Origin of the sequence: Blautia sp. MCC283 (genome assembly GCF_018785565.1) — a bacterium.
GTDB lineage: Bacteria > Bacillota > Clostridia > Lachnospirales > Lachnospiraceae > Blautia_A.
Genome location: NZ_WQQB01000024.1, coordinates 34,113 through 60,268, shown reverse-complemented (window position 1 = coordinate 60,268; position 26,156 = coordinate 34,113). Strand labels below are relative to the sequence as shown.

26 protein-coding genes, 1 tRNA gene and 1 riboswitch are annotated in these 26,156 nt (G+C 46.7%); of the genes, 15 read left to right on the top strand and 12 right to left on the bottom strand.

The features are described 5' to 3' along the window. Nucleotides 1–114 precede the first annotated feature (114 nt). On the bottom strand, nucleotides 115–1,308 hold the full coding sequence (locus tag GPK81_RS07560; RefSeq protein WP_118061996.1) for an MFS transporter: 1,194 nt from the start codon (nucleotides 1,306–1,308) through the stop codon (nucleotides 115–117). Between the two features lie 161 nt (nucleotides 1,309–1,469). Here GPK81_RS07560 and GPK81_RS07555 point away from each other — a divergent pair, with 161 nt between their 5' ends. Next, nucleotides 1,470–2,315 (top strand): AraC family transcriptional regulator, encoded by an 846-nt coding sequence (locus GPK81_RS07555; RefSeq protein ID WP_148444994.1) that lies wholly within the window; start codon nucleotides 1,470–1,472, stop codon nucleotides 2,313–2,315. A 17-nt stretch (nucleotides 2,316–2,332) separates the two neighbouring features. Here GPK81_RS07555 and GPK81_RS07550 read toward each other — a convergent pair whose 3' ends face one another. Further along, nucleotides 2,333–3,202, bottom strand: coding sequence for an AraC family transcriptional regulator (locus tag GPK81_RS07550; protein ID WP_215706819.1), 870 nt, complete (start codon nucleotides 3,200–3,202; stop codon nucleotides 2,333–2,335). 232 nt (nucleotides 3,203–3,434) lie between these two features. Here GPK81_RS07550 and GPK81_RS07545 point away from each other — a divergent pair, with 232 nt between their 5' ends. Further along, nucleotides 3,435–4,058 (top strand): sugar O-acetyltransferase, encoded by a 624-nt coding sequence (locus GPK81_RS07545; RefSeq protein WP_021976229.1) that lies wholly within the window; start codon nucleotides 3,435–3,437, stop codon nucleotides 4,056–4,058. Then, nucleotides 4,048–5,319: an MATE family efflux transporter gene (locus tag GPK81_RS07540; RefSeq protein WP_215706818.1), complete on the top strand. Its 1,272-nt coding sequence runs from the start codon at nucleotides 4,048–4,050 to the stop codon at nucleotides 5,317–5,319. The genes GPK81_RS07545 and GPK81_RS07540 overlap by 11 nt, the downstream gene beginning before the upstream one ends. On the opposite strand, the gene GPK81_RS07535 is transcribed toward GPK81_RS07540, so the two are convergent. The 7 genes from GPK81_RS07535 to GPK81_RS07510 all read right to left on the bottom strand — a co-directional run bounded on the left by GPK81_RS07535 (nucleotide 5,312) and on the right by GPK81_RS07510 (nucleotide 11,473). Beyond that, the gene (locus GPK81_RS07535; protein WP_215706817.1) at nucleotides 5,312–6,598 is read right to left on the bottom strand and encodes a Na+/H+ antiporter NhaC family protein; all 1,287 of its coding nucleotides are present in this window, start codon (nucleotides 6,596–6,598) and stop codon (nucleotides 5,312–5,314) included. The two genes, GPK81_RS07540 and GPK81_RS07535, sit on opposite strands and share 8 nt — an antisense overlap. A gap of 71 nt (nucleotides 6,599–6,669) precedes the next feature. Beyond that, nucleotides 6,670–7,476, bottom strand: coding sequence for a Cof-type HAD-IIB family hydrolase (locus GPK81_RS07530; protein WP_215706816.1), 807 nt, complete (start codon nucleotides 7,474–7,476; stop codon nucleotides 6,670–6,672). An 8-nt stretch (nucleotides 7,477–7,484) separates the two neighbouring features. Then, on the bottom strand, nucleotides 7,485–7,691 hold the full coding sequence (locus GPK81_RS18010) for a DUF6219 family protein (RefSeq protein WP_021977798.1): 207 nt from the start codon (nucleotides 7,689–7,691) through the stop codon (nucleotides 7,485–7,487). 32 nt (nucleotides 7,692–7,723) lie between these two features. Then, complete coding sequence (locus GPK81_RS07525) at nucleotides 7,724–9,082, bottom strand: M20 family metallopeptidase (protein WP_118061989.1); 1,359 nt, start codon at nucleotides 9,080–9,082, stop codon at nucleotides 7,724–7,726. Between the two features lie 186 nt (nucleotides 9,083–9,268). Further along, nucleotides 9,269–9,928, bottom strand: coding sequence for an SDR family NAD(P)-dependent oxidoreductase (locus tag GPK81_RS07520; protein WP_215706815.1), 660 nt, complete (start codon nucleotides 9,926–9,928; stop codon nucleotides 9,269–9,271). Then, a complete protein-coding gene (locus GPK81_RS07515; RefSeq protein WP_021977801.1) occupies nucleotides 9,925–10,485 on the bottom strand; it encodes an ECF transporter S component in 561 nt (186 codons plus the stop codon). Before GPK81_RS07515 ends, GPK81_RS07520 begins: the two co-directional genes overlap by 4 nt. Nucleotides 10,486–10,498: 13 nt before the next feature. After that, nucleotides 10,499–11,473, bottom strand: coding sequence for a nucleoside hydrolase (locus GPK81_RS07510; protein WP_215706814.1), 975 nt, complete (start codon nucleotides 11,471–11,473; stop codon nucleotides 10,499–10,501). A gap of 123 nt (nucleotides 11,474–11,596) precedes the next feature. After that, nucleotides 11,597–11,641, bottom strand: a riboswitch (PreQ1 riboswitch). A gap of 149 nt (nucleotides 11,642–11,790) precedes the next feature. Between GPK81_RS07510 and GPK81_RS07505 the strand changes: the two genes are divergently transcribed. The 3 genes from GPK81_RS07505 (at nucleotide 11,791) to GPK81_RS07495 (ending at nucleotide 14,507) form a co-directional block, all read left to right on the top strand. Beyond that, entirely contained in the window at nucleotides 11,791–12,342 is a 552-nt protein-coding gene (locus GPK81_RS07505) for a transporter substrate-binding domain-containing protein (protein ID WP_215706813.1), read from the top strand. Nucleotides 12,343–12,354: 12 nt separating this feature from the next. Then, complete coding sequence (locus tag GPK81_RS07500; protein WP_215706812.1) at nucleotides 12,355–13,380, top strand: ABC transporter substrate-binding protein; 1,026 nt, start codon at nucleotides 12,355–12,357, stop codon at nucleotides 13,378–13,380. A 104-nt stretch (nucleotides 13,381–13,484) separates the two neighbouring features. Next, complete coding sequence (locus GPK81_RS07495) at nucleotides 13,485–14,507, top strand: threonine aldolase family protein (protein ID WP_021977806.1); 1,023 nt, start codon at nucleotides 13,485–13,487, stop codon at nucleotides 14,505–14,507. A 223-nt stretch (nucleotides 14,508–14,730) separates the two neighbouring features. Here GPK81_RS07495 and proC read toward each other — a convergent pair whose 3' ends face one another. The 3 genes from proC to GPK81_RS07480 all read right to left on the bottom strand — a co-directional run bounded on the left by proC (nucleotide 14,731) and on the right by GPK81_RS07480 (nucleotide 16,235). Then, nucleotides 14,731–15,525 (bottom strand): pyrroline-5-carboxylate reductase, encoded by a 795-nt coding sequence (gene proC, locus GPK81_RS07490; RefSeq protein ID WP_118070969.1) that lies wholly within the window; start codon nucleotides 15,523–15,525, stop codon nucleotides 14,731–14,733. A 70-nt stretch (nucleotides 15,526–15,595) separates the two neighbouring features. Beyond that, nucleotides 15,596–15,666, bottom strand: a tRNA-Gly gene (locus GPK81_RS07485). Nucleotides 15,667–15,782: 116 nt separating this feature from the next. Beyond that, complete coding sequence (locus GPK81_RS07480) at nucleotides 15,783–16,235, bottom strand: CYTH domain-containing protein (RefSeq protein ID WP_021977808.1); 453 nt, start codon at nucleotides 16,233–16,235, stop codon at nucleotides 15,783–15,785. A gap of 173 nt (nucleotides 16,236–16,408) precedes the next feature. Here GPK81_RS07480 and GPK81_RS07475 point away from each other — a divergent pair, with 173 nt between their 5' ends. From GPK81_RS07475 to GPK81_RS07435, 9 genes are all read left to right on the top strand, one after another. Beyond that, nucleotides 16,409–16,975: a DJ-1 family glyoxalase III gene (locus GPK81_RS07475; RefSeq protein WP_118061984.1), complete on the top strand. Its 567-nt coding sequence runs from the start codon at nucleotides 16,409–16,411 to the stop codon at nucleotides 16,973–16,975. A gap of 241 nt (nucleotides 16,976–17,216) precedes the next feature. Then, on the top strand, nucleotides 17,217–18,503 hold the full coding sequence (gene tig, locus GPK81_RS07470; RefSeq protein WP_021977810.1) for a trigger factor: 1,287 nt from the start codon (nucleotides 17,217–17,219) through the stop codon (nucleotides 18,501–18,503). Between the two features lie 24 nt (nucleotides 18,504–18,527). Further along, nucleotides 18,528–19,109 carry an ATP-dependent Clp endopeptidase proteolytic subunit ClpP gene (gene clpP / locus GPK81_RS07465; RefSeq protein WP_021977811.1) on the top strand — a complete coding sequence of 194 codons (582 nt, stop codon included), beginning with the start codon at nucleotides 18,528–18,530 and terminating at the stop codon, nucleotides 19,107–19,109. 111 nt (nucleotides 19,110–19,220) lie between these two features. Continuing rightward, entirely contained in the window at nucleotides 19,221–20,534 is a 1,314-nt protein-coding gene (gene clpX / locus GPK81_RS07460; RefSeq protein ID WP_118062065.1) for an ATP-dependent Clp protease ATP-binding subunit ClpX, read from the top strand. A gap of 17 nt (nucleotides 20,535–20,551) precedes the next feature. Continuing rightward, a complete protein-coding gene (lon, locus tag GPK81_RS07455) occupies nucleotides 20,552–22,864 on the top strand; it encodes an endopeptidase La (protein WP_021977813.1) in 2,313 nt (770 codons plus the stop codon). 69 nt (nucleotides 22,865–22,933) lie between these two features. Further along, nucleotides 22,934–23,545, top strand: coding sequence for a ribosome biogenesis GTP-binding protein YihA/YsxC (gene yihA / locus GPK81_RS07450; RefSeq protein WP_021977814.1), 612 nt, complete (start codon nucleotides 22,934–22,936; stop codon nucleotides 23,543–23,545). Between the two features lie 13 nt (nucleotides 23,546–23,558). Then, nucleotides 23,559–24,410, top strand: coding sequence for an energy-coupling factor transporter ATPase (locus GPK81_RS07445; RefSeq protein ID WP_021977815.1), 852 nt, complete (start codon nucleotides 23,559–23,561; stop codon nucleotides 24,408–24,410). Beyond that, nucleotides 24,395–25,282: an energy-coupling factor transporter ATPase gene (locus GPK81_RS07440; RefSeq protein ID WP_177290349.1), complete on the top strand. Its 888-nt coding sequence runs from the start codon at nucleotides 24,395–24,397 to the stop codon at nucleotides 25,280–25,282. Before GPK81_RS07445 ends, GPK81_RS07440 begins: the two co-directional genes overlap by 16 nt. After that, complete coding sequence (locus GPK81_RS07435; protein ID WP_177290350.1) at nucleotides 25,279–26,082, top strand: energy-coupling factor transporter transmembrane component T family protein; 804 nt, start codon at nucleotides 25,279–25,281, stop codon at nucleotides 26,080–26,082. The genes GPK81_RS07440 and GPK81_RS07435 overlap by 4 nt, the downstream gene beginning before the upstream one ends. Nucleotides 26,083–26,156 lie beyond the last annotated feature (74 nt).

Sequence of the window (26,156 nt, the reverse complement as noted above, 5' to 3'; positions counted from 1 at the left end):
AAAATACAGCCAGGAGTATCGGATGTAGATTCTGATATATTCCTGACTGTATTTTTGTATGGCAGTAATTTATGGAAATGTCATAGTCCCGGTAAATGGACAGTATTGTTTGATTTACCGGATATCCGCACCCGGTTTCATGATCTGAAGCAGGATCACCGCACAGATGATCGCTCCGATACCGGGAATGGCACCGCCGATTCCCACAAACCGAAGTCCGGCATATTTTACGATCACACCACCCATGGCAGAACCGGCTGCAATACCGAAGTTAAAGAAAACCGAGATCAGAGAAGAAGCCAGGTTTACACAGGCAGGGTGATCCCTGGTGGCGATCTTCAGGAAATGCATCTGCAGCGGTGAATTCAGAAGATACATTACAACACCCAGGATAAAAAGTACCAGTCCTCCGCTTACCAGATTGTGGGTGGCAATGGGAAGAAGCAGCAGACATACAGTCTGGATCACATAGATCAGAGGCAGCATGCGGATGCCGGTTTTGTTTGCCACCTGACCGGAACTTACGTTGCTGGTGATAGCTGCAATACCGAAGATCAGAAGTGCAAGGCTTAACATGGAATCCGGAATGTGAAGTTCCTGCTGGAAGATCGGTGTCAGGTATGTATAAAAACAGTAAGTGGAAGCACCGGCCAGAAAAACAATGGCACAGCCGATGGAGATCCTTTTATCCAGAAAAAGCTTAAACTGTTCCAGGATACTTCCTGCTTTCAGACGGTTCTGACGTGGCAGTTTCATAAACAGAAGCGCCAGCAGAGCCAGAGTCGCCACAAAGATCGTGATAAAAGCCGCACGCCATCCAAAAACATGAGTGATGGTGGAAGCGATAGGCACACCGATGACCGAAGCGATACTGAAGCCCGAAAAAACACCTGCGATCACACCCGGGATATGCTCCGGGATGGAAGCAACATCTTCCGCATAAGTCATGGAGATGGAAACCACAGTACCGGAAACGACAGCCGTAAGAATACGGAATACCAGAAATACCATGTAATTGGTAGCAATGGCACAGATCAGGTTGCAGAGTGCAAACAGTGAAATTCCAAGCATGGTAATACGGAAACGGTTGTATTTTCCCACATAGGCAGCCAGAAACGGAGTGCCCAGGCCATAGGCGAAAGCAAACAGAGATACAATACTTCCGGCCTGTGTCAGTGAAATCCCGAATCCGTCAGCAATTTCCGGCAGGATACCGATCACTGTATATTCACTGGTACCCAGAAAAAAGCTGAGCATGATCAGGCCTACAACAGCCGGATTAAAAAATCGAGCTTTGGATGATGACATGATAATAAGTCCTCCCTGAAAAAATAAAGATCAAGTTTCTGCATCAGAGAAATCTTCCTCAATGCGGTAAAAGAATATCATAATTTCCACCGTGTTTCTTGTCTACAGCTGTCAGATTTTTGTAGTATATTGATATCAGAAAACGGGGAGGAGTAGAAAAAATGGCAATACCGGTATTTGGAAAAGAACAATATCCACTGCGCAAAGAGTCCGGACTTTCCTATACGATCTCGGATATTTACAAGCATGTGCCGCTACATACCCATAATCATTATGAACTTTTTATTATTTCAGAGGGTACGGCCTATCATTTGATCAATGATTCCGTGCAGACGGTGAAAAAAGGAGACCTGTTTTTTATACGCCCCAATGATATGCACAGTTACAGCTTTTTTCATTCAGAGAATTTCTGTGTCCGGAATCTGGGCTTTTCCACCCAGGTGCTTCGAAATGTTTCTTTGTTTCTGGAACAGGAAGAAAAGATGGATAAACTGATAAACAGCGAGATGCCGGCCTATGTTCATCTGGAAGGGGAAAATTTCCGCAAAGTCCTGGATGCCATGGATACTGCCGGAAATCTGGTAAACGAAAGCCATCCCAGGCATGCAAGATATCATGCACAGTGTATCATTGCGCTTCTTCTGGAGGATTATTTTTTCACTTACGATGAAAAGGATCCCTGGAATCAGATGCCGTCCTGGCTGTCAGAACTTCTCTTAAATATGTCCAAGATCGAAAATCTTCAGGAAGGCTATGAAAGAATGTGTGAGCTGGCGCCCTGTTCTCCGAGCCATCTCTGCAGGCTGATGAAGCAGATCAGCGGGAAAACTCCTACTCAGTATATCAACCAGGAACGTCTGAAATACGCGGTCTATCTTCTGGCGCAGACAGACAGGGAGATCCTGGACATCTGTGAGTGTTGTGGATTTTCTAATGTGAGCCATTTTTATCATCTGTTCCGGGAACAGTTCGGGGTGTCACCGGCAAAATTCCGGAAGACAGTGTGATCTGCCTGGGGCAGTTATCAGGTTTTGCGAAATTTCCCGGGACTCATGCCTGCCCATTTTCGAAAAGATTCCGCATAATAACTGGCACTGCCAAAGCCGGTGGAAAGAGCGATTTCTGTTATAGTCATATCGGTTTCCCGGAGAAGCTGAGCACTTTTATTCAGGCGGTACTGATTCAGATAGAGATTTGGACTCTGGCTGAAATATCTGGAAAAGAGTTTGCAGCATTTGCTGATACCTACGGAACCGGCAGCCGCAATTTCCTTAAGGGAAATCCTGGAAGTGTAGTTCTGCTGGATAAAACCGGTCATGTTCCGGATGGCGGTAAGATCTGTATTGGTATGGTCTTCGGTCCGGGAGGCAGAGGGCAGATGTTCAAGAAGCAGAGCCCAGATCAGGGAAAAAGAGGACAGGATCCGTAAAGGAGCAGTTTTACTCTTACGGTGCACATAGATGTCGGCCATTTGTTTCAGAATCTGTGCCTGCCAGGAAATCCCGGGATCAAAGATAAAAAAGGTAACTTCGTTGTTCCGGATCAGAGGAAGGACGAAGTTTTTTTCATAGGCAGGTAATGTGCACAGAAGCATGGGGTGGATGAGGATGCAAAAAAATTCACATTCCCTGTGACTTTCAGAAAATCCGTAATGCATCTGCCTGGAATTTACAAAAATCCCCTGTCCCTGTTCCAGAGTGAGGATTTTTCCGTTGACATTATATTGCATCTGGCCGGACTGGATCATCAGAAATTCAATGTCATCATGCCAGTGGCTGATAGCGGAATAATTGGGATAGTGGGAAAGCATTTCATGGATGGTGTAGGCCGGACAGTCAGGATAATCGTAGACCATTTTTTCAGAAAGGTCATCCTTTAAGTCTATATAGATCATATTCATACCTCGCAGGATTGCTATAAAGTTAGATAGAAAACCGATAGAATAACTTAAAAATATACAATATAATTATAAAACGAAAAGATGCTTCGGTCAATGTCCGCGTAAACTGTAAGGCAGATATAGTGGAGCATGCCGCCGTCCTCTCCGGAATCACTCACAGTGCGTCAGGAGACACCGGGCATTTTTTTGAAGAAAACAAAGTGTATTTATAAGAGAGGGATTTACAATGGACAATATTTACAGAAGAGATCACGAAATGGCATACATCTCCGATGATGCAGTAGTGGCGCAGCAGAAAGAAACAAAAAAGGCCGTCCGGGAGTACAATGAGGCCATGCCTTTTGACCCGGAAAAGGGTATGGAATATCTGGAACGCACAGGACTGAAACATAAGAAAAACGTATATTTTGAGCCGCCGTTTCACTGTGAGTACGGAAGCCATATCGAAGTCGGAGAGAATTTTTATGCCAACACCCACTGCGTGATGCTGGATGTGGGAAAAATCACCATCGGGGATAACGTAATGTTTGGCCCCAATGTAGGTATTTACACAGCCGGGCATCCGATCCATCCGGAGAGCAGGAATTCCGCTTTTGAGTACGGGATTCCTGTCACCATCGGGGACAATGTGTGGATCGGCGGAAGCTGCTGCGTTCTTCCGGGTGTAAAGATTGGAAATAACGTTGTGATCGGCGCGGGAAGCGTAGTGACAAAGGACATTCCGGACAATGTATGTGCAGCCGGAAATCCCTGCCGCGTGATCCGCGAGATCACGGATGCGGACAAGCCATATTACTTTAAAGACCGAAAATTTGATGAGGAGGCATGGGCAAAAATAAATGAAAAATAAAAAAGACCCGGCATTCACCAGAAAGCTTATAAGCCTGGTGATGCCCATCGCTTTTCAGCAGTTTATGCTGGCTCTGGTCAGTGCATCCGATGCCCTGATGCTGGGAGTGATCTCACAGGATTCTCTTTCCGCAGTATCGTTGGCAGGGCAGATAACATTTATCCACAATCTTCTTCTGGAAGCAATGACCATCGGCCTTTCTCTTATCGCAGCCCAGTACTGGGGAAAGGGAGATATTCCGGCAGTGGAGCGGATCTTTGCCTTTGTAATGAAAGTTACCACTGTGATCTCTCTGGTCTTTACCCTGTCCGCGCTGCTGATCCCGGGAATGCTGATGAGGATCTTTACCAATGATCCGGTACTGATCCGGGGCGGTTCCCTGTATCTTCGTGTGATCGCGGTATCCTATCTGCTTACCGGAAGCTCGCAGATGTATCTCTGCATCCTGAAAAACAGCGGCAGAGCGGCAAAAAGCAGCATGATCAGTGCCACCAGTGTAGTAGTAAATATTTTTATCAATGCAGTGCTGATCTATGGATTGTTCGGAATGCCAAGAATGGAGATTGCCGGAGCCGCACTGGCAACAGTAACAGCCCGTATCATTGAAGTTACATGGTGCGTTCTGGAAACTGTGGGAAAAGATCAGGTAAAACTCCGGGCAAAATATCTCCGCAGAGACGATCCCGTTCTCAGGAGAGATTTCTGGAAATATACAACACCGGTGATCTGCAATGAGATCGTCTGGGGAACCGGATTTTCCATGTATTCCGTAATTATGGGACATCTGGGAAGTGATGCGGTAGCCGCCAATTCCATTGCCAGCATTGTCAAAAACCTGGCCGGATGTTTCTGTATGGGACTTGGAAACGGTGGCGGAATCATGTCCGGACTGGTGCTTCTGGCATTCAGTCCGCTGATTCTCCGTGCGGCCAACCTAAGCGTTACAGCGGAAGGATATCTTAAGGGAATGCTCCTGATCTGTGCTTATTATATGATCGGACGTTCGGTAAACGGAGTAACCATCAGCGGAATTTTCTGTGCAGGCGGAGACAGTAAGTTCGGGCTGTACTGTGACTGTATTTCCATGTGGTGTATTATGGTTCCACTGGGCCTTATCGCCGCATTTGTGCTGAAGCTTCCGGTGCTTGCGGTTTACTTTATCATCAGTCTGGATGAATTTGTGAAGATCCCGGCTGTGTATCTGAATTATAAGAAGTATCGTTGGGTGAAGGATCTGACGGTAAAAACAGACCCTACCTGAACAGATGCACAGCCAGTCCCCACAGCGGCAGCAGATACAGATAAAAGGCAACTGCGATACTGATGTTTGGCGCACCGATGGCAGCCAGCGGAACGGCTCCTGCAATGGACCAGGGGATCATGGGCGCTATGACTACTACCGTATTTTCCAGATCCAGGGCAAAAGAAGATCTTTCCGGATTGTTTTCCCCGCACAGCTGGCTGGTGAGCATGATGGCAAGAGTCTGGTTGCAGGAGATGGCGGAAGTGACAATGGAAGTCAGTAAGGTTGTGCCATAAGGGGTGATCCTGGAGCCCAGTTTTTCCATCAGGGCTTCAATTCCGTTCAGAAATCCGGTTCCCTCAAACATGCCGGAATAGCAGGAAGAAATTCCAACGATCAGATAAACCCGCAGCATGGAAAGAAAACCGCCGCCGCTCATCAGTTTCGCAATCTTCCCATCAGAAGGCGAAAATCCTGAGAAACATAAAGCAGGAAGTTCCGACACCGGAAAGTGCTGTACACTCACCGCAATGGCCATTCCCACCAGTCCGCTGAAGGCAATGGTCTTTTTTACATCCACATGAAGAAGGGAAAGTACCAGCACGATTACAACAGGAAGAAGCATCAACGGCGAGAACTCATAATAATCCTGCAGTAAATTTCTGGTAGTATCCGCAGCAGATCCTGTATGGACGGAAAAACCAAGAATTCCATACAGAACACAGCTCAGTATAAAGGGAACCAGAGCACTGCGGGTCATATTCCGGATATTGGAAAAAAGATCCGTTTTTGTCAGCTCACTGACAAGAAGCGCACTGGTGGAAACCGGAGAACACCGGTCCCCGAAAAAAATCCCGGCCAGGATCGCACCGCCGGTAAGAAAAGGAGGAATACCCATACTGTTGGCCATAGTCATACAGATCACGCCGATGGTGGCGGCACTTCCAAAGGAGGTTCCCGTAAGGAAAGAGATCAGACAGCACAGAAGAAAAGACGCCAGCAGCATCACGGAAGGAGTACAGATGGCAGATGCATAATATACGATATAGGCAATGGAACCACAGGCACGCCAGATCGCTGTGAGCATACTGATCAGCAACAAAGTCAGCAGAACATTTTTTACTGTGAAAATTCCGTTCCGGGAAAAACGAAGCATCTCTTTTACACTTTTTCCATGGATCAGTCCATAGGAAAAGAACAGAATGTACCCGAATATCAGGGCAAAAACAACAGAAGCACCGGTGACTACACATGCGATCAGACTGGCTGCAAACAGCGCCAGAAATAAAAGTTCCATAGATATTTTTTCCTCCGTGATACTGAAAAGTCTTTTCGTATTATACCAGTATGGAAATAGGAAAACAATTGTTACATTATCAGTTCACGAAGTGCATGGGCGATACCGTCCGAATTATTGGACAGTGTAACCTTATCAGCGACAGCCTTTACCGCATCTTCCGCATTACCCATGGCAACACCACAGCCGGCAGCCTGGAGCATAGGGATGTCATTTTCGGAATCACCGAATGCTGCCGTGTCAGCCGGATCGATACAAAGGCGGCTGCACACATCAAGAAGAGCTTTTCCCTTATTGATGGAAACCGGGATGATTTCCAGATAAAAAGGTGCCGTGCGGACAACACAGAGATCATCGGGAAGATGGCTGCGGATGAAATCCTGAATGTTCAGGATTTCATCCGGGTCAACAGATAGGAGAAGCTTTACCGGGGAAAAATCCAGAAAATCTGCAAGGTTATCGACTTCTGTGCAGTCCATCTGATTGTTCCAGCATTCGTATTCCACCTTATATCCATGAGCATCTTCCACATAGAAGCGTTCGCCGTCGTCCAGGATTACAGTGACAGGAAGCGCTTCCAGAAAACGGAGAAGTTCCCGGGTTTTATTAAGGTCCATATGGGTTTGTGAAAGAAGTTGTCCGTCTGTGGCGTCTACGACTTTTCCGCCGTTGTAGGCCATGAGGATGCCGTGGTGGTCACCAAGGCGCAGCTCACTGGCAGCAGAATAAAGTCCGGGTACAGGTCTGGCAGAAGCCAGCATTACCCGGATTCCCTGTTCCTGAAATTTCAGAAGTGTGCTTAGGGTATCTGCTGTGATTTTTTTCTCATCGTTGGTAAGTGTACCGTCAATATCAAGTGCGATCAATTTTAATTTCATATTTGCAGTTATTTGTTGTCAGCAGGACATTCTTTTTCCTGCGATCTTTTTGAGGGAGTGATCATTTTGTGACCGGACCAGATAGCCATGATCATACAAAACAGTGTGCCGAAAGAGAAATATTTGTGTGCTTTCATGAATTTTCTGTAGCCTGTGTAAAAAGAACCTGTCATGCAGAGCAATGCTCCAAGTGACCAGTATTTATGTGCTTTTATATAAAAATTCTCCTATCTTTCTATAGTATTTTTCAGATCGCAAGCAGATTTCTGATGGCTTCCATATAGATCAGGACTGCTTCTTCCATACCGGATACCAGAATAAATTCATCGGCTCCGTGGATGCGATAGTCGATTCCTTCTTTTTCAGGTCCGAAGGCGATGATGTTTTTGAGGGATTTTGCGTAAGTGCCGCCGCCGATGACCATTGGTTTGTGCTCTGTGTCGCCGGTTACATCTGTATAAGCTTTGTACAGGGCATTTACCAGTGGAGATTCTCTTGGGAAGAATAATGGGGCAACAACGTTGTTGATCTCAATACGTCCGTTTTTATCCTCCAGTTTGTCCTCACACATTTTGCGGATCTCTGCTTCCTTAAGAGTAACCGGGACACGGATATCGATGGTGCAGGAGATCACGCCGTTTTCTGTTTTTACGATTCCGTTGCACAGGGTCAGATCTCCGTATTCATCCGCAAATTTCAGACCGATGCCGGAACCGTCACAGGCAGTGCCGATATGGGAGTTATAGAATTTTACAAAATCATCTTCAAATCCTGCCTCTGCCAGGCATTCAAAGGTTACACCTGCAGCATTGACTCCCAGGTGCGGGGTGCTGGCATGAGCCGGAACACCTTTGGCGTAGATGGTAAGCTCACCATTTTCTTCAGTTACTTTGTATTCCTGGAGCTTTGTATGGGAAAGTGCTGCTTCCAGCTTTTCTTTCAGATCATCTTCGGCGGGAATAACAGTTGTGCAGGTGTCGCACATTGCATTGGAAACAAAACCGCCGTTCATGGAAAGGATCCTGGTGTTTTTGGAGTAGGCCATCATACCCAGCTGTCCCTTTTCGCCGTGGATACATGGGAAATTGGCATCCGGTGTGAAACCACAGGAGAGCTCTTCGGCTACCTGGTTATAGTGAGCCATACATCTGGAACCGGTCTCTTCGTTGCAGCCCATGATCAGGCGGACTCTTTTGTTCAGTTTTACACCGTGGTCGCGGAGAAGCTTCATGGCGTAGAGCGCTTCCAGAATCGGACCTTTGTCATCGGTAGTTCCACGTCCGTATACATGGTCGCCTTCACGGGTAAGCTTAAATGGATCATAAGTCCAGTCACCACCCACTGGCACGATATCCAGATGTCCGGCGATTCCAACGATCTCATCGCCCTCACCCATTTCTGCATAGCCACAGTAGTTGTCCAGGTTTACGGTTTTAAAACCAAGCTCATCGGCAATCTTGAGACCTTCTTCCAGGGCTTTTGCAGGGCCTTCACCGAAAGGCTTTCCTTCGGCAGGTGTGCCGAGCTGGGAGTCGATGGCAACCAGTCTGCCAAGGTTTGTGAGCATTTCTTCTGATAATGAATGGATTTCTTCTTTAATATTCATAACGATTTCCTCCTGTTGACAGCGTTCCGGAAATGTATCCTGTGTTTATGGACAGATGGCATCTGCCTGCTTGGCATAGTGATAGACCGGAACGCCAGTATTATGAGGTCTATTATAACACAGATCAGAATAGACGGCAGAGGAGATTTTTATATTGTGGAGCGTCTGGCGGTGTTAAGAGAAATCTCACGTTTCATCCGGCCAGATAAAATTGCAGTTTCCGGCTTCCAGGCCATCGATGAGAATATTCTGGCCTGTACAGAAGCGGTTTTTTACAGCCATAAAATAAATCCATTCTGCAGCTTCATCCACAGTCATCCACCGCTTCAGCGGAGTCAGATCCATGATCTGATCCCAGAGTTTTTTGTCCTCCATCACCGGACGGTTCAGCTCTGTCATGACGCCGCCGAAATCCAGGCTGTTGCAGGTGGCCTGGTAAGGCGCGATCCGCATTGCCACATTTTTGGCATAGGCCAGAACGCCACCCTTGCTGGCTGCATATTCCGGGAATTCGGAGCCGGTATGTCCGCTTGCTGAGCCGATCATCACAATAGAGTAAATATCAGGGTGGATTCCGTAATGTTCGGTAATGGAAATGGTTCCTTTTAAGTTTACGTCAATGTCATTTCCGTCCTGGGTTCCTGCATTGTCGATCAGGATATCTACAGGAGGGAGTTCCGGGTAGGAATCCTTATCCCGGATATCCAGGCAGAAATGTGTATATCCGGGCTGAGTGATCGTGGCGGTATTTTTATCGAAGCCATAGACTTCATGGCCTTTTTTCAGAAAAAACTCCGCACATCCCTTTCCGATCCCGGAGCTGGTACCTGTAATTAAAATTTTCATCGGATAAAACTCTCTTTCATACTTTTTCGCAATGCTCCCATCAGGACAGCTGCCAGTGCAAGACAGAGAATTCTGTCAATGTAATCGGTGATAAACTGGACTGCAAAACAGCTTCCGACCATTCCAAGAGGTGTTTTTGCGAGAAGCTGTACAAGAATGGAGGAACCGGAAGAGGTGATCCCGCCGAACAAAAATGCAGTGATGCAGGAGCTGATCAGAGTTGACGGAAGGGTGATCGCAATGGCCGCCGGAAAGATCTGCCATTTTTTCGGCTGAAATTTCCGGTATACAAGACCGGTCACAAAACCGAGAACGATTCCCACCGGAGCATAATACAGAGAATAAACATCTACGGTCATTCCCATTAACAAGCCGCTGATCAGATTGGGAAGCATACCATAAAACGGTCCAAGAATGGAAGCGATAAACACAGTACCGATACTGTCGAGATAAATGGGGAGTTTCAGAAAAAGCGCGATCTGTCCGCCTACGAAATTAATGCAGATGGCGAAAGCAATCAGGCAGATTTTCTGTACGTTTATTTTTTCTGTTTTCATATTCAGTCACTCCTTATATTAAATCCTGCAAAATATCCAGTTTTTCCGGTTCCAGGCCAAGAATCCTGGAGAGGAACAGCTGGAAGAATGCGTATACGTCTACTTCGGTCAGTACTTTTGTATTTGGAGTTTTTCGATAAAAATTCATGGAATCTACAACGGACTGTCCGAGAGTAATGCCTCCGGTTTCAATCTGTACATAGGAATCAAAACCCTGGCAGATATCTGGATTCAGGAAGTATGCCACTGCCAGTGGATCATTGATGACACAGCCAATGATATGCTCCCATTTCCAGTGAAAGTCAAAATAAAATTTCGTGATCTTTCGGATAAATTCTCCGGTCTCTTTATTCAGACGACAGATATATTCCAGAAGAGTAGGAGTGAGAACGATCTTTCTTGTCACATCAAGACCGATCATGTGGATCATTTTTCCATTCTGGTGAAGGGTGTCATAGACCAGTGCGGCAGCATCCGGATCGCACCAGTAGTTATACTCTGCAACAGGGGAACAGTTTCCGTGGCTTTTAAAAGAACCGCCCATAGATACCAGTTCCTCGATCTGGTTAAAAGCTGCCGGGGCTTTCTGGATCAGGCGTGCAAGATTTGTCATGGGACCCAGGGCGATCACGGAGACTTTTTCTTTTATCAGCGCCTTGGAGAGAAAATCTACAGCACCGATTTCCTGCTGATATCCGGGGACCTCGGGCAGAAAGCTTTCGCCGAGCCCGTCAGCGCCATGAGTATCCAGAGCGTTTACGTAATCCCGCTTCAAAGGTCTGGGTTCCCCCATATAGACCGGCACATCCAGCCGGTTCATCTGCTTCAGGATCTTTTTTGCGTTTTCGAATCCCATTTCCACGGGGGAATTTCCGCAGACAATGGTGATTCCAAGTACTTCGATTTCCGGTGATGTAAGAGCCAGCATGATGGCCAGGCTGTCATCAATTCCCGGGTCGCAGTCAATGATGATTTTTCGTTTGTTCATTTTGTTCCTTTCCAACTTGTGTCAAAGCAAAAAAAATGCTTTTGTTTATCACCTCCAATAAACAAAAGCATCCGTAAAAAGACTGCAGATTGTGTATACGTGCAGCCGGAAATTCTTTTTTTACTTTGCCTAGTTTTTTATACTGGGAGGTTTTCGAACCAGTTTCGTTGCATATTTTAACATATGATTCATGACGTGACAATATTTTTGAGAAAAAAAGCACAGCAGGATTTCTTAACGGAAATTATGTTGACGCAGGATAACCCGGCATTGCATCATGGAAATCAACCGATCTTTCTACGCTTGAGAATGCCAAAGTGGGAATCAACAAAGGCAGTGTGCAGGTAGATCTTTTTCAGGAGTGGTGTGAGAAAAACAATGTGAAATGCCAGGTCGAGCTTTATGAGAGCAGTGAGCAGAGATATGCAGACATGAACAGCGGTAAGCTGGATGCCATTGTTTCCACAACGGTTGCGGAGAAAGAAATTTCCAAATATCTCTGGAATTCCATTGTGAAGATCGGATATTCCCCATACTATTTTGCAGTCAGCAAAAAAAGTCCGGAATTATATGATGAGATGGAAACTGCTCTTTTGCAGGGAGAAGTTGATACGATTTTTCCTGTTTACGGCAGTTACTGGATCGCGGAAGATTATGCAAATCCGGAAATGAATGTGAGACAGTTCCTTCAGAAGCATGTGATCCTTGTTGTGCTGGTTCTCAGTGTTGTACTGGCACTGATCATGTTAAGATGTACGAAGACAAGATCCAGTCCAAACAGGGCAGAAGAGACTGAGAAAACGGATAATACCTTTGAATTTGAACCTTTTAGGACCTTTATGCATATCCTAACAGCAGAAGTTTCTTAAAGGAGTATCTGCATGAAAAATAAAAAATGGATTTCACTGACGGCAGCAGTGGTTTTGGCGGTGACCGCGCTGCCGATGACGGCTTTTGCTGCTAAGAAGGACGGGGCAGAGGAGAAGATTACGAAGGTTACATTGAATGAAGTAGCCCATTCGATTTTCTATGCGCCGCAGTATGTGGCAATCGAAGAAGGATATTTTGAAGAAGAAGGTCTGGATCTTACACTGGTAACTGGATTCGGAGCAGATAAAGTGTTGACTGCGCTGATCTCCGGGGAAGCGGATATTGGATTTATGGGAGCGGAAGCATCCATCTATGCCTGTCAGGAAGGGGCAACCGATCCGGCCGTGAACTTCGCCCAGCTGACCCAACGCGCGGGAAATTTTCTTGTTGCAAGAGAAGAGATGCCGGATTTCAAGTGGGAAGATCTGAAAGGAAAGAAAGTTCTTGGCGGGCGAAAAGGTGGTATGCCAGAAATGGTATTTGAATATATCCTGAAGAAAAACGGCATTGACCCGCAGAAAGATCTGACCATTGACCAGAGTATTGATTTCGGTTCCACGGCGGCGGCTTTTACAGGGGATGATTCTGCGGCGTATACCGTAGAGTTTGAGCCATCTGCCACAATTCTGGAAAAAGAAGGCGCAGGCCATGTGGTGGCATCGCTTGGGGAAGCATCCGGGTATGTGCCTTACACATCTTACAGTGTAAAAACAAGTTACATGAAAGAAAACCCGGAGATCATCCAGAAATTCACAAATGCACTTCAGAAAGGTATGGACTATGTGCAGAGTCATACGCCGGAGGAGATCGCAGAAGTGATCGCACCCCAGTTTAAAGAAACAGATATCGACACGATCACTACCATTGTGAAGCGGTACTATGATCAGGACACCTGGAAAGAAAATCTGATCTTTAAGAAAGACAGCTTTGAGCTTCTGCAGGATATCCTGGAAGATGCAGGAGAGCTAGGCGAACGTGCAGAGTATGAAGAACTGGTGCAGACGGAATATGCAAAGAACGCAGTAAAAGAAAAGTGAAAAAGCTTCAGAAGTATACAGAGCAATGCCGGTTGACAGAAACATTTTCCGGGATTTATACTTAAAAAAGATTGCAAAAAATACAGATGAGGAGAGCATGTGAGATGTTATATTTTGTAAATGATTACTGCGAGGGCGCTCATCCGGCGATCCTGCAGAAACTTCTGGAAACCAATATGGAGAAGCTTTCCGGTTACGGCACGGATAAATACTGCGATTCTGCCAAAGAAAAGATCCGAAAAGCCTGCAGCTGTCCGGATGCAGAGGTGTATTTCCTGGTGGGAGGAACCCAGACCAATGCAACGATCATCGCATCTGTCCTGAACCGTTATGAGGGAGTCCTTGCGGCACAGACAGGTCATGTAGGCTGTCATGAAGCAGGCGCGATTGAATACACAGGCCACAAAGTGCTGACACTTCCGGAAAAAAATGGAAAGATCAGCGCAGAGAGCATCACGGACTATGTGGAAACCTTTTATGGGGATGCGAACCATGAGCATATGGTATTTCCGGGAATGGTCTATATTTCCCATCCGACCGAGTACGGAACCCTTTATACAAAGAAGGAACTGGAAGAAATCTCCGAGGTATGCCATAAATACGATCTTCCACTGTTTCTGGACGGAGCAAGACTTGGCTACGGCCTGGTAAGCCCGGAGACAGATGTGACACTGGAAGATATCGCCAGATATACCGATGTATTCTATATCGGTGGAACCAAGGTAGGCGCACTTTGCGGAGAGGCAGTCGTTTTTACGAAAAAAGCTCCGAAGCATTTCATGACCATGGTAAAACAGCAGGGTGCCCTTCTTGCAAAGGGACGTCTTCTGGGAATCCAGTTTGATACGCTGTTTACCGATGATCTGTATACAAAGATCAGCAAAAATGCCATCGAGACAGCCATGAAACTGAAAAAAGCCCTTCAGGAAAAAGGCTATCAGTTATATCTGGATTCTCCCACAAACCAGCAGTTTGTAGTTCTGGAAAATAAAAAGAAAGAAGAACTGGGCAAAAAAGTTCAGTTTGATTTCTGGGAGAAATATGATGAAGATCATACAGTGATCCGTTTTGCCACAAGCTGGGGAACGAAGATGGAGGATATTGATGCGCTGATCGAACTTCTGTAAAGTCATGAGCAGACAGAAAAACAGCTGAGATGATCCTGCATGCAAATAGAAGCTGCATTGCAGATCCCATCAGATCCTATAGCTGACATAAGACAGAAAAACTCCGTGAAGTCTGCATGACGGCAGAATGACACGGAGTTTTTTCATGTCAGTAACAATGCTGAATCTGATCAGATCAGGCGGAGGATATTTGGCTGCCTGACCGTTAGATGCTTTCAAAAAATTATAATTTTTTACCCTTCTCAGCAGCAGCAGTAAGCGCTTCAAACACAGCACTGCGGAAACCATTCTTCTCCAGGGTACGTACACCCTCGATGGTAGTTCCGGCAGGGGAGCAGACCATGTCTTTCAGGTCTCCCGGATGACGTCCGGTTTCCAGAACCATTTTTGCACTGCCAAGAACAGTCTGGGAAGCGAACTTGTAGGCCTGTTTACGAGGCATTCCCTGGCTGACAGCGGCATCAGCCATAGCTTCGATGAACATAAACACATAAGCCGGTGCACAGCCACCTACAGCACCGGCCGCATCCATCAGACGTTCCGGGATCACTTCCGTACATCCGAAGCTGTCTGTGATCTTAAGAATCTCAGCAAGTTCCTCCTGTGAAACCCGTTCATTGGCACATACAGCAGTCATTCCCTCACCGACCTGCGCCGGGGTATTAGGCATAAAACGGACAACTTTCAGAGGAAGACCGGCCTTTTCTTCCAGCCATGCAAGGGTTTTGCCTGGGGCAATGCCGATAATGGTGTGTTCTTCAGTAAGGCTGTCGTGGACTTCGTCCAGAACCTCCTCATAAAACTGAGGCTTTACGGCAAGAACAACAGTTTTTGCAGATCTGACGACCTCCTTGTTATCCAGAGTGGTGACAACGCCGAGATTTTTTTCACTGCGTGCTTTTCCCTCGGGGGTAAGGTTGGAAACAATGATGTCCTCTTTGGAAAAAATCCCCTGACGGAGAATACCGCCGATCATGGCAGAACCCATATTTCCACATCCGATAAATCCGATCTTCATAATAAAATCCTCCTTAAAATCATTTATAAAAAAAGACACGCCTGACTCGCGTGCCTTCTTTGGCAATGAAAGCAGATAACGGGAATCGAACCCGCCTCCTCAGCTTGGGAAGCTGATGTTCTACCAATGAACTATATCTGCCTGCATCACTAATTATAGCACTGCAAATGAGAAATACAAGTGTGATTTCAGATACAGGCCACGGAGTGACAGCAATGGTATTGAGAGCTGGCAGAATCTGCAAACAGCGATCGCATTTACCAGCCCTGGCTCATAGTGCTGTTATGATATTTTGTAGAATAAGTCACATCTTCACCGAACCATTCCGGCGCGGTGTAGGCATTGGCTGCTTCCTCTGTGGGAAATTCCACTTCAGCCAGAAGAACGCCCTCATATTCTCCGTGAAAGATATCCAGTTCGATAAAAAGTCCGCCTTTTTCCGGGATCACGTAGCGGTCTTTTGTGATGAGGATTCCATCTGCCTTGGGTTTCAGGTGTTCATAAGCTTCTGCGGTGAGCGGAAGATTATATTCCTCACGGCTCATCAGTCCTTTGGATTTATAAGTGAGAAAATAGTCATCGTCCTGTCTTCGGATGCGGACCACCGGTGAGGTGCAGAGATAACCCTGCTCGATTCGATGGCAGGGATAAGAAGCCAGGTTTTCCGGCAGATTTTCTTTTTTAATAAGAAATTTACGCTCAATTTCCATAACCGATTCCTCCTGTAAATATACTGCCCTCAGTTTACATGAAAAAAATATAATTTGCAACGGACTTACCCTGCAAATTTTCTTGACATTTTTTATGGAAAAAAGCATTATGAAAGGGAATGGAAAAACCTCCGGACAGCACCGGAATAATATAAAAAGAAAGGACGGAAAACATTATGAGCAAAGTATATATTTTTTTCGCAGACGGATTTGAAGATATCGAGGGACTGACTGTGGTAGATCTGATGCGGAGAGCAGGAATCGACATCCAGACAGTATCTATTAAAGAAACCAGAGAGATCAGAACCTCTCATGGAATCAATATTCTTACAGACTGCACATTTTCAGAGTGTGATTTCTCTGATGCGGACATGCTTGTGATCCCGGGAGGAATGCCAGGAACAAAATATCTGGAGGAATACAAACCGCTGACCGGGCTTCTCACATCATTTTACCAGAAAGGCGGCAAGGTGGCAGCTATCTGTGCAGCTCCGGGTGTATTCGAGAGACTTGGCTTCCTCAAAGGCAGAAATGCCACATCTTATCCATCTGTAATGGAGCAGCTTACAAGCGCCAGAACTTCCCTAGAGCCGGTAGTAGTGGACGGAAATGTGACTACCAGCAGAGGTCTTGGAACAGCCATTGATTTCAGTCTTTCTCTGATCCGTCAGCTGGAGGGAAGAGCAAAAGCCGAGGAAATCGCAGAGTCTGTAGTATATTCAACAGAGATTTTTTACTAAAGAAGAGCTGTTTTTGCGGTTAAGAAGGAAAACCAGAAGAGCTGCACTGCTTCTGAACGAGATTTTTATGGAAAACAGGGGATTTACAGCGGTATAAGAGCCATATATGGCGAAAAAAATACTGGCGTTTTTACAGTGATTATGCTATACTACAGAAATGACTGTAAATATATAAAATGCGAGTGTTAACTATTTATATAATAAGGTATTTACTCGATATAATTAAGGAGGAACAAGAAACATGAGTTTACAGGTTGAGAAAATGGAGAAAAACATGGCGAAACTTACAATCGAGGTTTCCGCCGAGGATCTTGACAAAGCAATGCAGAACGCATATCAGAAAGCAAAAGGCAGAATTTCCATTCCGGGATTCCGTAAAGGAAAAGCTCCTAGAAAAATGATCGAGCAGATGTACGGTAAGGGAGTATTCCTTGAGGATGCTGCTAACGCTCTGATCCCAGAGCATTACAGCAAAGCACTTGCTGAGTGTGATCTTGAGATCGTTTCCCAGCCTAAGATCGATGTAACACAGGTTGAGCCTGGCAAACCATTTATCTTTACAGCAGAAGTAGCTACCAAACCAGAGGTAACTCTTGGCGACTATAAAGGACTTGAGGTTCCGAAGTCTGAGACAGAAGTAACAGACGAGGAAGTTGAGGCAGAGCTTAAGAAAGAGCAGGAGAAGAACTCCAGAACGATCACAGTTGAGGATCGCGCAGCCGAGAATGGCGACACAGCAACTATCGATTTCGAGGGCTTCGTAGACGGAGAGGCATTCGAGGGCGGTAAAGGAACAGATTATCCGCTGACACTTGGTTCCAACACATTCATCCCGGGATTTGAGGAGCAGCTTGTCGGTGCCAAGACTGGTGACCATGTAGAAGTTAAAGTAACATTCCCTGAGGAGTATCAGGCAAAAGAGCTCGCTGGTAAGGAAGCAGTATTCCAGTGCGACGTTAAGAAGATCGAAGCGAAAGAGCTTCCGGAGCTTGACGATGACTTCGCTAAAGATGTATCTGAGTTTGATACACTTGCTGAGTACAAAGAAGACGTTAAGAAGAACCTGACAGAGAAAAAAGCAGAAGATGCTCGTCGTGCAAAAGAGGACGCAGCAGTAGATAAAGTGATCGAGAATGCCCAGATGGATATTCCGGAGGCAATGATCGAGACTCAGACACGTCAGATGCTTGACGACTTCGCAAGAAGAATGCAGTCCCAGGGTCTTTCCATGGAGCAGTACTTCCAGTTTACAGGTCAGAGCGTTGAGAAGATGATGGAAGACATGAAGCCACAGGCTCTTAAGAGAATCCAGACAAGACTGGTTCTTGAGAAGATCGCTGAGGTAGAGAACATCCAGCCAACAGAGGAAGAGGTTAACGAAGAGATCTCCAAGATGGCAGAGATGTACAAGATGGAAGCAGACAAATTAAAAGATCTCATCGGTGAGAACGAGATGGAGCAGATGAAGAAAGATATGGCTGTTCAGAAAGCTGTTACATTAGTTGCCGATGCAGCTGTAGAGGCGTAATAAACCTCGGAAATGGAGGGCAAAATGAGTTTAGTACCTTACGTCATTGAGCAGACCAGCAGAGGAGAAAGAAGTTACGATATCTATTCAAGACTTCTTAAGGACCGAATCATTTTCCTTGGAGAAGAGGTTAACGATGTCAGTGCGAACCTGATCGTTGCACAGCTTCTCTTCCTGGAAGCAGAAGATCCTTCCAAGGATATCCAGCTTTATATCAACAGTCCGGGTGGTTCTGTAACTGCCGGAATGGCGATCTATGATACGATGCAGTATATCAAGTGTGATGTATCTACAATCTGCCTTGGAATGGCAGCCAGCATGGGAGCTTTCCTCCTGTCTTCCGGTGCCAAAGGCAAGAGATACGCACTGCCGAATTCAACGATCATGATCCACCAGCCATCAGGCGGTGCACAGGGGCAGGCTACAGAGATCCAGATCGTAGCTGACCAGATCGCAAAAACCAAAAAGAAGCTGAACGAAATTCTTTCCGCGAATACCGGACAGCCTCTTGAGATTGTGGAGAAAGATACTGACCGTGATAACTATATGACAGCAGAAGAAGCGAAGGCATATGGTCTGATCGATGGTGTTGTAGTCCACAAATAATGCGTAAGAAAAGACTCCTGTAAAGACACAGGAGTCTTATCTTGCTTTAAAAAGGAATTTTAAATGTCTGCGGGAGACGGACATTTACGTTTAGAAAGGAAACAAAAAGATATGGCAGATAAAGTAAGAGAAGGAAAGGTAAGATGCTCCTTTTGCCATAAGACCGAAGACCAGGTACGGAAACTGATCGCAGGTCCGGATGGAGCGTATATTTGTGATGAATGTATCGGTATCTGTTCCGAGATCATGGAAGAAGAATTCAATATGTATGATCATGAAGCAGATTACGAAACAGGGATCAACCTTCTGAAACCGGAAGAGATCCACAGTATCCTGGATGAATATGTCATTGGTCAGGACGATGCCAAGAAGGCACTTTCTGTGGCTGTTTACAATCATTACAAGAGAATTCTTGCTTCCAGAAATCTGGACGTTGAGCTGCAGAAGAGTAATATCCTGATGCTTGGTCCTACAGGTTCCGGTAAGACACTTCTTGCACAGACACTGGCGAGACTTCTGAATGTTCCTTTTGCCATCGCAGATGCCACTACTCTCACAGAGGCAGGCTATGTTGGCGAGGATGTTGAGAATATTCTTCTGAAGATCATTCAGGCAGCAGATTACGATATTGAACGTGCGCAGTACGGAATCATCTATATTGATGAGATCGACAAGATCACAAGAAAATCCGAGAACACTTCCATTACCAGAGATGTGTCCGGTGAGGGCGTACAGCAGGCACTTCTGAAGATCCTGGAAGGAACCGTTGCAAGTGTTCCGCCGCAGGGCGGAAGAAAGCATCCGCATCAGGAGTTTATCCAGATCGATACGACAAACATCCTGTTCATCTGCGGTGGTGCTTTTGACGGACTGGAGAAGATCATCGAGGCAAGACAGGATACCAAGTCCATTGGTTTTGGAGCAGAGGTTTCTGAGAAGGAAGACCGCAATGTAGGCGAAGTCCTGAAAGAAGTTATGCCGGAAGACTTTATCAAATTCGGTCTGATCCCGGAGTTTATCGGACGAGTTCCGGTTGTTGTGACACTGGATTCCCTGGATGAAGAAGCACTGATCCGAATCTTAAAAGAGCCTAAGAACTCCCTCACCAAGCAGTATGACAAGCTTTTTGAGCTGGACGGTGTGGAACTTGAGTTCCAGGATGAGGCACTTGAGACAGTTGCCCGGAAATCTCTTGAGAGAAAAACAGGTGCCAGAGGACTTCGTGCCATCATGGAGCATACCCTGATGGATCTGATGTACAAGACACCTTCTGACGATACCATCCGTAAATGTATCGTCACAAAAGAGGCAGTGGAGGGAACCGGAGAGCCGGAGATCATCCACGGGGAGGCCAAGTCTCCTGCCAAGAAAGCAGGACACAAAACATCCCGTTCGAGAAAGAAAGGCAAGCCGGAAACAGCTTGATGAAGGGAATGACATAAATGACAAATCAGGTCAATATAATGCCAATGATTGCTCTACGTGGGACTACGGTCCTTCCGGAGATGATCGTACACTTTGATGTGAGCAGAGAGAAATCCATCCGTGCCGTGGAGGCAGCCATGCTCCATGACCAGAAGGTCTTTCTGCTGACACAGAAGGACCCGGAAGTGGAAACACCGGAACTTGATGATCTGTATCGGGTAGGAACCATTGCATACATCAAGCAGGTGGTGAAACTTCCGCAGGATCTTTACCGGGTTCTGGTAGAAGGACTGGACAGAGCTGAAATACTGAGCCTGGAGCAGGAAGAACCCTACCTGAAAGCGGAATGTGAGATCGTTACCGCCCAGGAAGAGGAGTATCCGGAACCGGTGAAAGATGCCATGCTTCGCAGCATCCGGGAACTTTTCCAGAGATATTGCAGAGAGAGCGGAAAGATAAGCAAAGATCTGGTAACACAGATCATGACCATTGAGGATGTTAAGGAGACCATCGACCAGATTGCGGTGAACCTTCCGATGTCCTATCAGAACAAGCAGAAGCTTCTGGAAGCAGTGTCTCTGAATGACCGTTATGAGATCCTGGGAGCACTTCTTGGCAGCGAGATCGAAGTGATCCATATCACCAAAGATCTCCAGCGCAAGGTGAAATCCCATATTGATAAGAATCAGAGAGAGTATATCCTCCGTGAACAGCTCAAAACTATCCGTGAAGAACTGGGTGAGGATAATACTGCAGATGATATCGAGGAGTTTAAGAAACAGCTGAAAGAGCTGGATGCATCCGATGAAGTAAAAGAGAAGATTTCCAAGGAGATCAGCCGTTTTAAAGGAATGGCAGCCAGTGCAGCGGAGGCAACGGTACAGAGAGGCTATCTGGAGACTGTTCTTGCACTTCCGTGGAATAAGAAATCCGAGGATTCCGAGGATCTTGAGAATGCATGGAAAGTACTGGAAGAAGGCCACTACGGACTGAAAGATGTTAAAGAGCGTATCATGGAATTTCTTGCGGTCCGGAAACTGACCCACAAGGGAAAGAGCCCGATCCTCTGCCTGGTGGGACCTCCCGGAACCGGAAAAACTTCCATTGCCCGTTCTGTGGCGGAGGCCATGAACAAAAAATACGTCCGCATCTGTCTCGGCGGTGTCCGTGATGAAGCGGAGATCCGTGGACACAGAAAGACCTACGTCGGCGCCATGCCCGGAAGGATCACGGTTGCATTGAAAGAAGCCGGAGTCAGCAATCCGCTGATGCTTCTTGACGAGATCGACAAGACCAGCAGTGACTATAAGGGAGACACTTCTGCGGCACTTCTGGAAGTCCTTGATCCGGAGCAGAACAGTAAGTTCAACGATCACTATGTGGAGATCCCTCAGGATCTTTCCGAAGTACTGTTTATTGCAACGGCCAATGACGTACAGGGAATCCCGAGACCTCTTCTTGACCGTATGGAACTGATGGAAATTCCAGGCTATACGGAGAATGAGAAGGAACATATTGCAAGGGAACATCTGATTCCGAAACAGATGGAGATCAACGGGATTCCGGAAGGAAAACTGGTGATCCAGCCGGCAGCTCTCGGTAAGTTGATCAACAACTATACCAAGGAAGCCGGAGTCCGTTCCCTGGAGAGAAATATCGGACGCATCTGCCGGAAGACCGCACGTGCGCTTATGGAAGAAGGCAAGGATAAAGTTGTGGTCACATCCAGAAATATCTCCAAATTCCTTGGCAAAGAACGATATAACTATCTGATGGCCAATGAGAAGGATGAGATCGGAATTGCCCGTGGCCTTGCCTGGACACAGGTAGGCGGCGATACCCTTCAGATCGAGGTCAACATCATGCCTGGAAAAGGAGAACTGCTTCTCACCGGACAGTTGGGCGATGTGATGAAAGAATCTGCACAGGCAGGCATCAGCTATATCCGTTCTGTAGCAGATCAGTATAAGATCGATCCGGAATTTTTCCAGAAACATGATATGCATGTACATATCCCGGAAGGTGCTGTTCCAAAAGACGGCCCGTCCGCAGGTATAACCATGGCAACTGCCATGCTGTCCGCAATTATCGAAAAACCGGTGCGTGCGGATCTTGCCATGACCGGTGAGATCACCTTAAGAGGCCGCGTGCTTCCGATCGGTGGACTGAAAGAGAAGCTGCTTGCAGCCAAATACGCAAAGATAAAAGAAGTCCTTGTTCCGGAGAAAAACCGTCCGGATATTGAGGAGATGGATAAAGAGATCATCCAGGGGCTGAATATCCAGTTTGTGGACAATATGAAAGAAGTTCTTGGTGAAGCTCTTGCATAGACAAAAACAGAAAAAACCCTGCCCTGTTTTTCAGGACAGGGCTTTTCCGAGAAAAGGGAGGAACAACGAATGGTAATCAAAAACGTATCACTGGATATTGTCTGCGGAATCACAAGCAAGATCCCGGACACAGGAAGGCCGGAGGTAGCTTTTGCGGGAAAATCAAATGTAGGGAAATCCTCCCTGATCAATGGTCTGATGAACCGCAAGGCCCTGGCAAGGACCAGTGCACAGCCTGGAAAAACACAGACCATCAATTTTTATAATATCAATGAAGCAATGTATCTCGTAGACCTGCCAGGCTACGGCTACGCCAAAGTCTCCGCGGCAGAGAAGGAAAAATGGGGAAAAATGATCGAGGGCTATCTTCATAATTCCAAAGAGCTCCGGGCAGTTTTTCTTCTGGTGGATATCCGCCACAAACCTTCTGCCAATGACAAGCAGATGTATGACTGGATCTGCCACAACGGATATGAACCGGTGATCATCGCAACCAAACTTGACAAGCTGAAACGCAGCCAGGTGGCAAAAAGCCTCAAGGAGATCCGTATTGGATTGGGCCTTCCGAAAGAAGGAAAAATCCTTCCTTTTTCTGCAGAAACCAAGCAGGGAAGAGACGAGATATGGGCACTGATCGACGAGTTGACCGGACTTGCTGAACCGGCAGCTACAGAGGATTAAGGAGAACAAAAAGATGGGAATTATCAAGGCGCTCAAGCTGGGATTTGACTATCAGAGATATGATGACGATGGCAATGTGGTAGACATGCAGCGTGCAGTCAATGATGTAAACCTGGACATTGAAGCAGGAGAATTTGTGGCAGTTCTGGGACATAACGGCTCTGGAAAATCCACACTGGCGAAGCATATGAATGCGCTTCTGATCCCAACAGAGGGAACCATGCTGGTGGACGGGATCGATACTGCCAGAGAGACCAAACTCTGGAAAGTACGCCAGAAGGCTGGAATGGTATTTCAGAATCCGGACAACCAGATCATAGGAACTGTTGTGGAAGAAGATGTGGGGTTTGGCCCGGAAAATATGGGAATCCCTACGGATGATATCTGGAAACGGGTGAATGACAGCCTGGAAAAAGTTGGCATGACAGCTTATCGCTATCAGTCACCAAACAAACTTTCCGGAGGCCAGAAACAGCGTGTAGCCATTGCCGGTGTGATGGCCATGCGTCCGCGATGTATCATTCTGGATGAGCCAACCGCCATGCTGGACCCCAACGGACGGAAAGAAGTTCTGGAGGCTGTGAGGGAACTGAACCGTAAGGAAAAAGTAACCGTTATCCTGATCACGCATTACATGGAGGAAGTGATCCATGCAGACCGTGTCTATGTCATGGACAGTGGAAATGTTGTGATGCAGGGAAATCCAAAAGAGATCTTTTCCCAGGTGGATACCCTCAAAAAATACGGCCTGGATGTACCCCAGGTGACACTTCTTGCATATGAACTGAAGAAATCCGGTGTGGATGTTCCGGATGGAATACTGACTACAGAGGAGCTGGTGAGCGCATTATGTCAATCGAATTAAAAAATGTAACCTATACCTACAGCCCCGGGACGGCTTATGAGAGCCATGCGCTGAAAGATGTCAGCCTGGTGATCCCGGATGGCCAGTTTATCGGGATCATCGGACACACAGGAAGCGGAAAATCCACGCTGATCCAGCATCTGAACGCACTGGTACAGCCCACATCCGGCCAGATTCTCTATAACGGAGAAGATGTGTGGGCGGAAAAATACGACCGGAAGCAGCTCCGAAGTGAAGTCGGCCTGGTGTTCCAGTATCCGGAGCATCAGCTCTTTGAAAACGATGTGCTTTCTGATGTATGCTTTGGTCCCATGAACCAGGGACTTTCCAGAGAGGAAGCAGAGAAAGAGGCAAAACAGGCACTGACACAGGTTGGAGTAAAAGAGTCCAATTTTAAAAAATCTCCTTTCGAGCTTTCCGGTGGCCAGAAAAAACGAGTAGCTATCGCAGGCGTACTTGCCATGAATCCGAAGATCCTGATCCTGGATGAGCCTACAGCAGGCCTTGACCCGAAAGGCAGGGATGATATCCTGGACCAGATCGCAGAACTTCATAAAGTGAGAGGAATCACCATTGTTCTGGTGTCCCACAGCATGGAAGATATTGCGAAATATGTGGAACGTCTCATTGTTATGAACCACGGAGAAGCGGTATTTGATGATGAGCCCAAGAAGGTTTTTTCCCATTATAAAGAACTGGAAACCATGGGACTTGCCGCACCGCAGATCACTTATATCATGCATGCTCTGAAGGAGCACGGACTTTCTGTGGATGCAGATGCCACAACAGTGGAGGAAGCCAGAAACAGCATTCTTGCTGCGCTGAAAGCGGCAGGTTCTCCATTGCTGAAAGAAGGAGGGGCGGAAAAATGATCAGAGATATTACCATTGGCCAGTATTACCCGGCCAAATCCGTTCTTCACAGACTGGACCCACGGACCAAATTCCTGGGAACTCTGGGATTTCTGATCTCTGTGTTCCTGTTCCATACATTTCTTGGATATGCAGTGGCAACCTTATTTCTGGTAGCTATGATTGCAATCTCCAAAGTTCCTGTGAAATTCATGTTCAAAGGTCTGAAGGCCATCGTGATGATCCTTCTGATCACCGTTGTGTTCAACATTATCCTGACGCCAGGTGAAGTGCTGTGGCGTTTCGGAATCATCAAGGTTACAAAGGAAGGCCTTGTTCTTGCAGGAAGAATGGCAATCCGTCTTGTTTATCTTGTGATCGGATCATCTATCATGACGCTGACTACCACACCGAATCATCTTACCGACGGTCTGGAGAGACTTCTCCGTCCGCTGAACAAGATCCGTGTGCCGGTTCATGAGATCGCCATGATGATGTCCATTGCCCTTCGTTTTATTCCGATCCTTCTGGAGGAGACCGATAAGATCATGAAGGCACAGATCGCCAGAGGTGCGGATTTCGAAAACGGAAACCTGATCCAGAAGGCAAAAAACATGGTACCCCTTCTTGTTCCGCTGTTTATTTCCGCGTTCCGCCGTGCCAATGACCTTGCCATGGCTATGGAAGCCAGATGTTATCATGGCGGCGATCACAGAACCCAGATGAAACCGCTGCATTATGAAAAGAGAGATTACATTGCATTTGTGATCCTTGCGGCCTATCTTGCAGTTGGTGTTGTGTTCCGTGTAGTGGGACTGTAACCGAGCCAGGCGGATTCCTGTGAGACTGTGAGTATTCAGCTATGGATAAGCAGTGTCAGAAGATGTCTGCATCA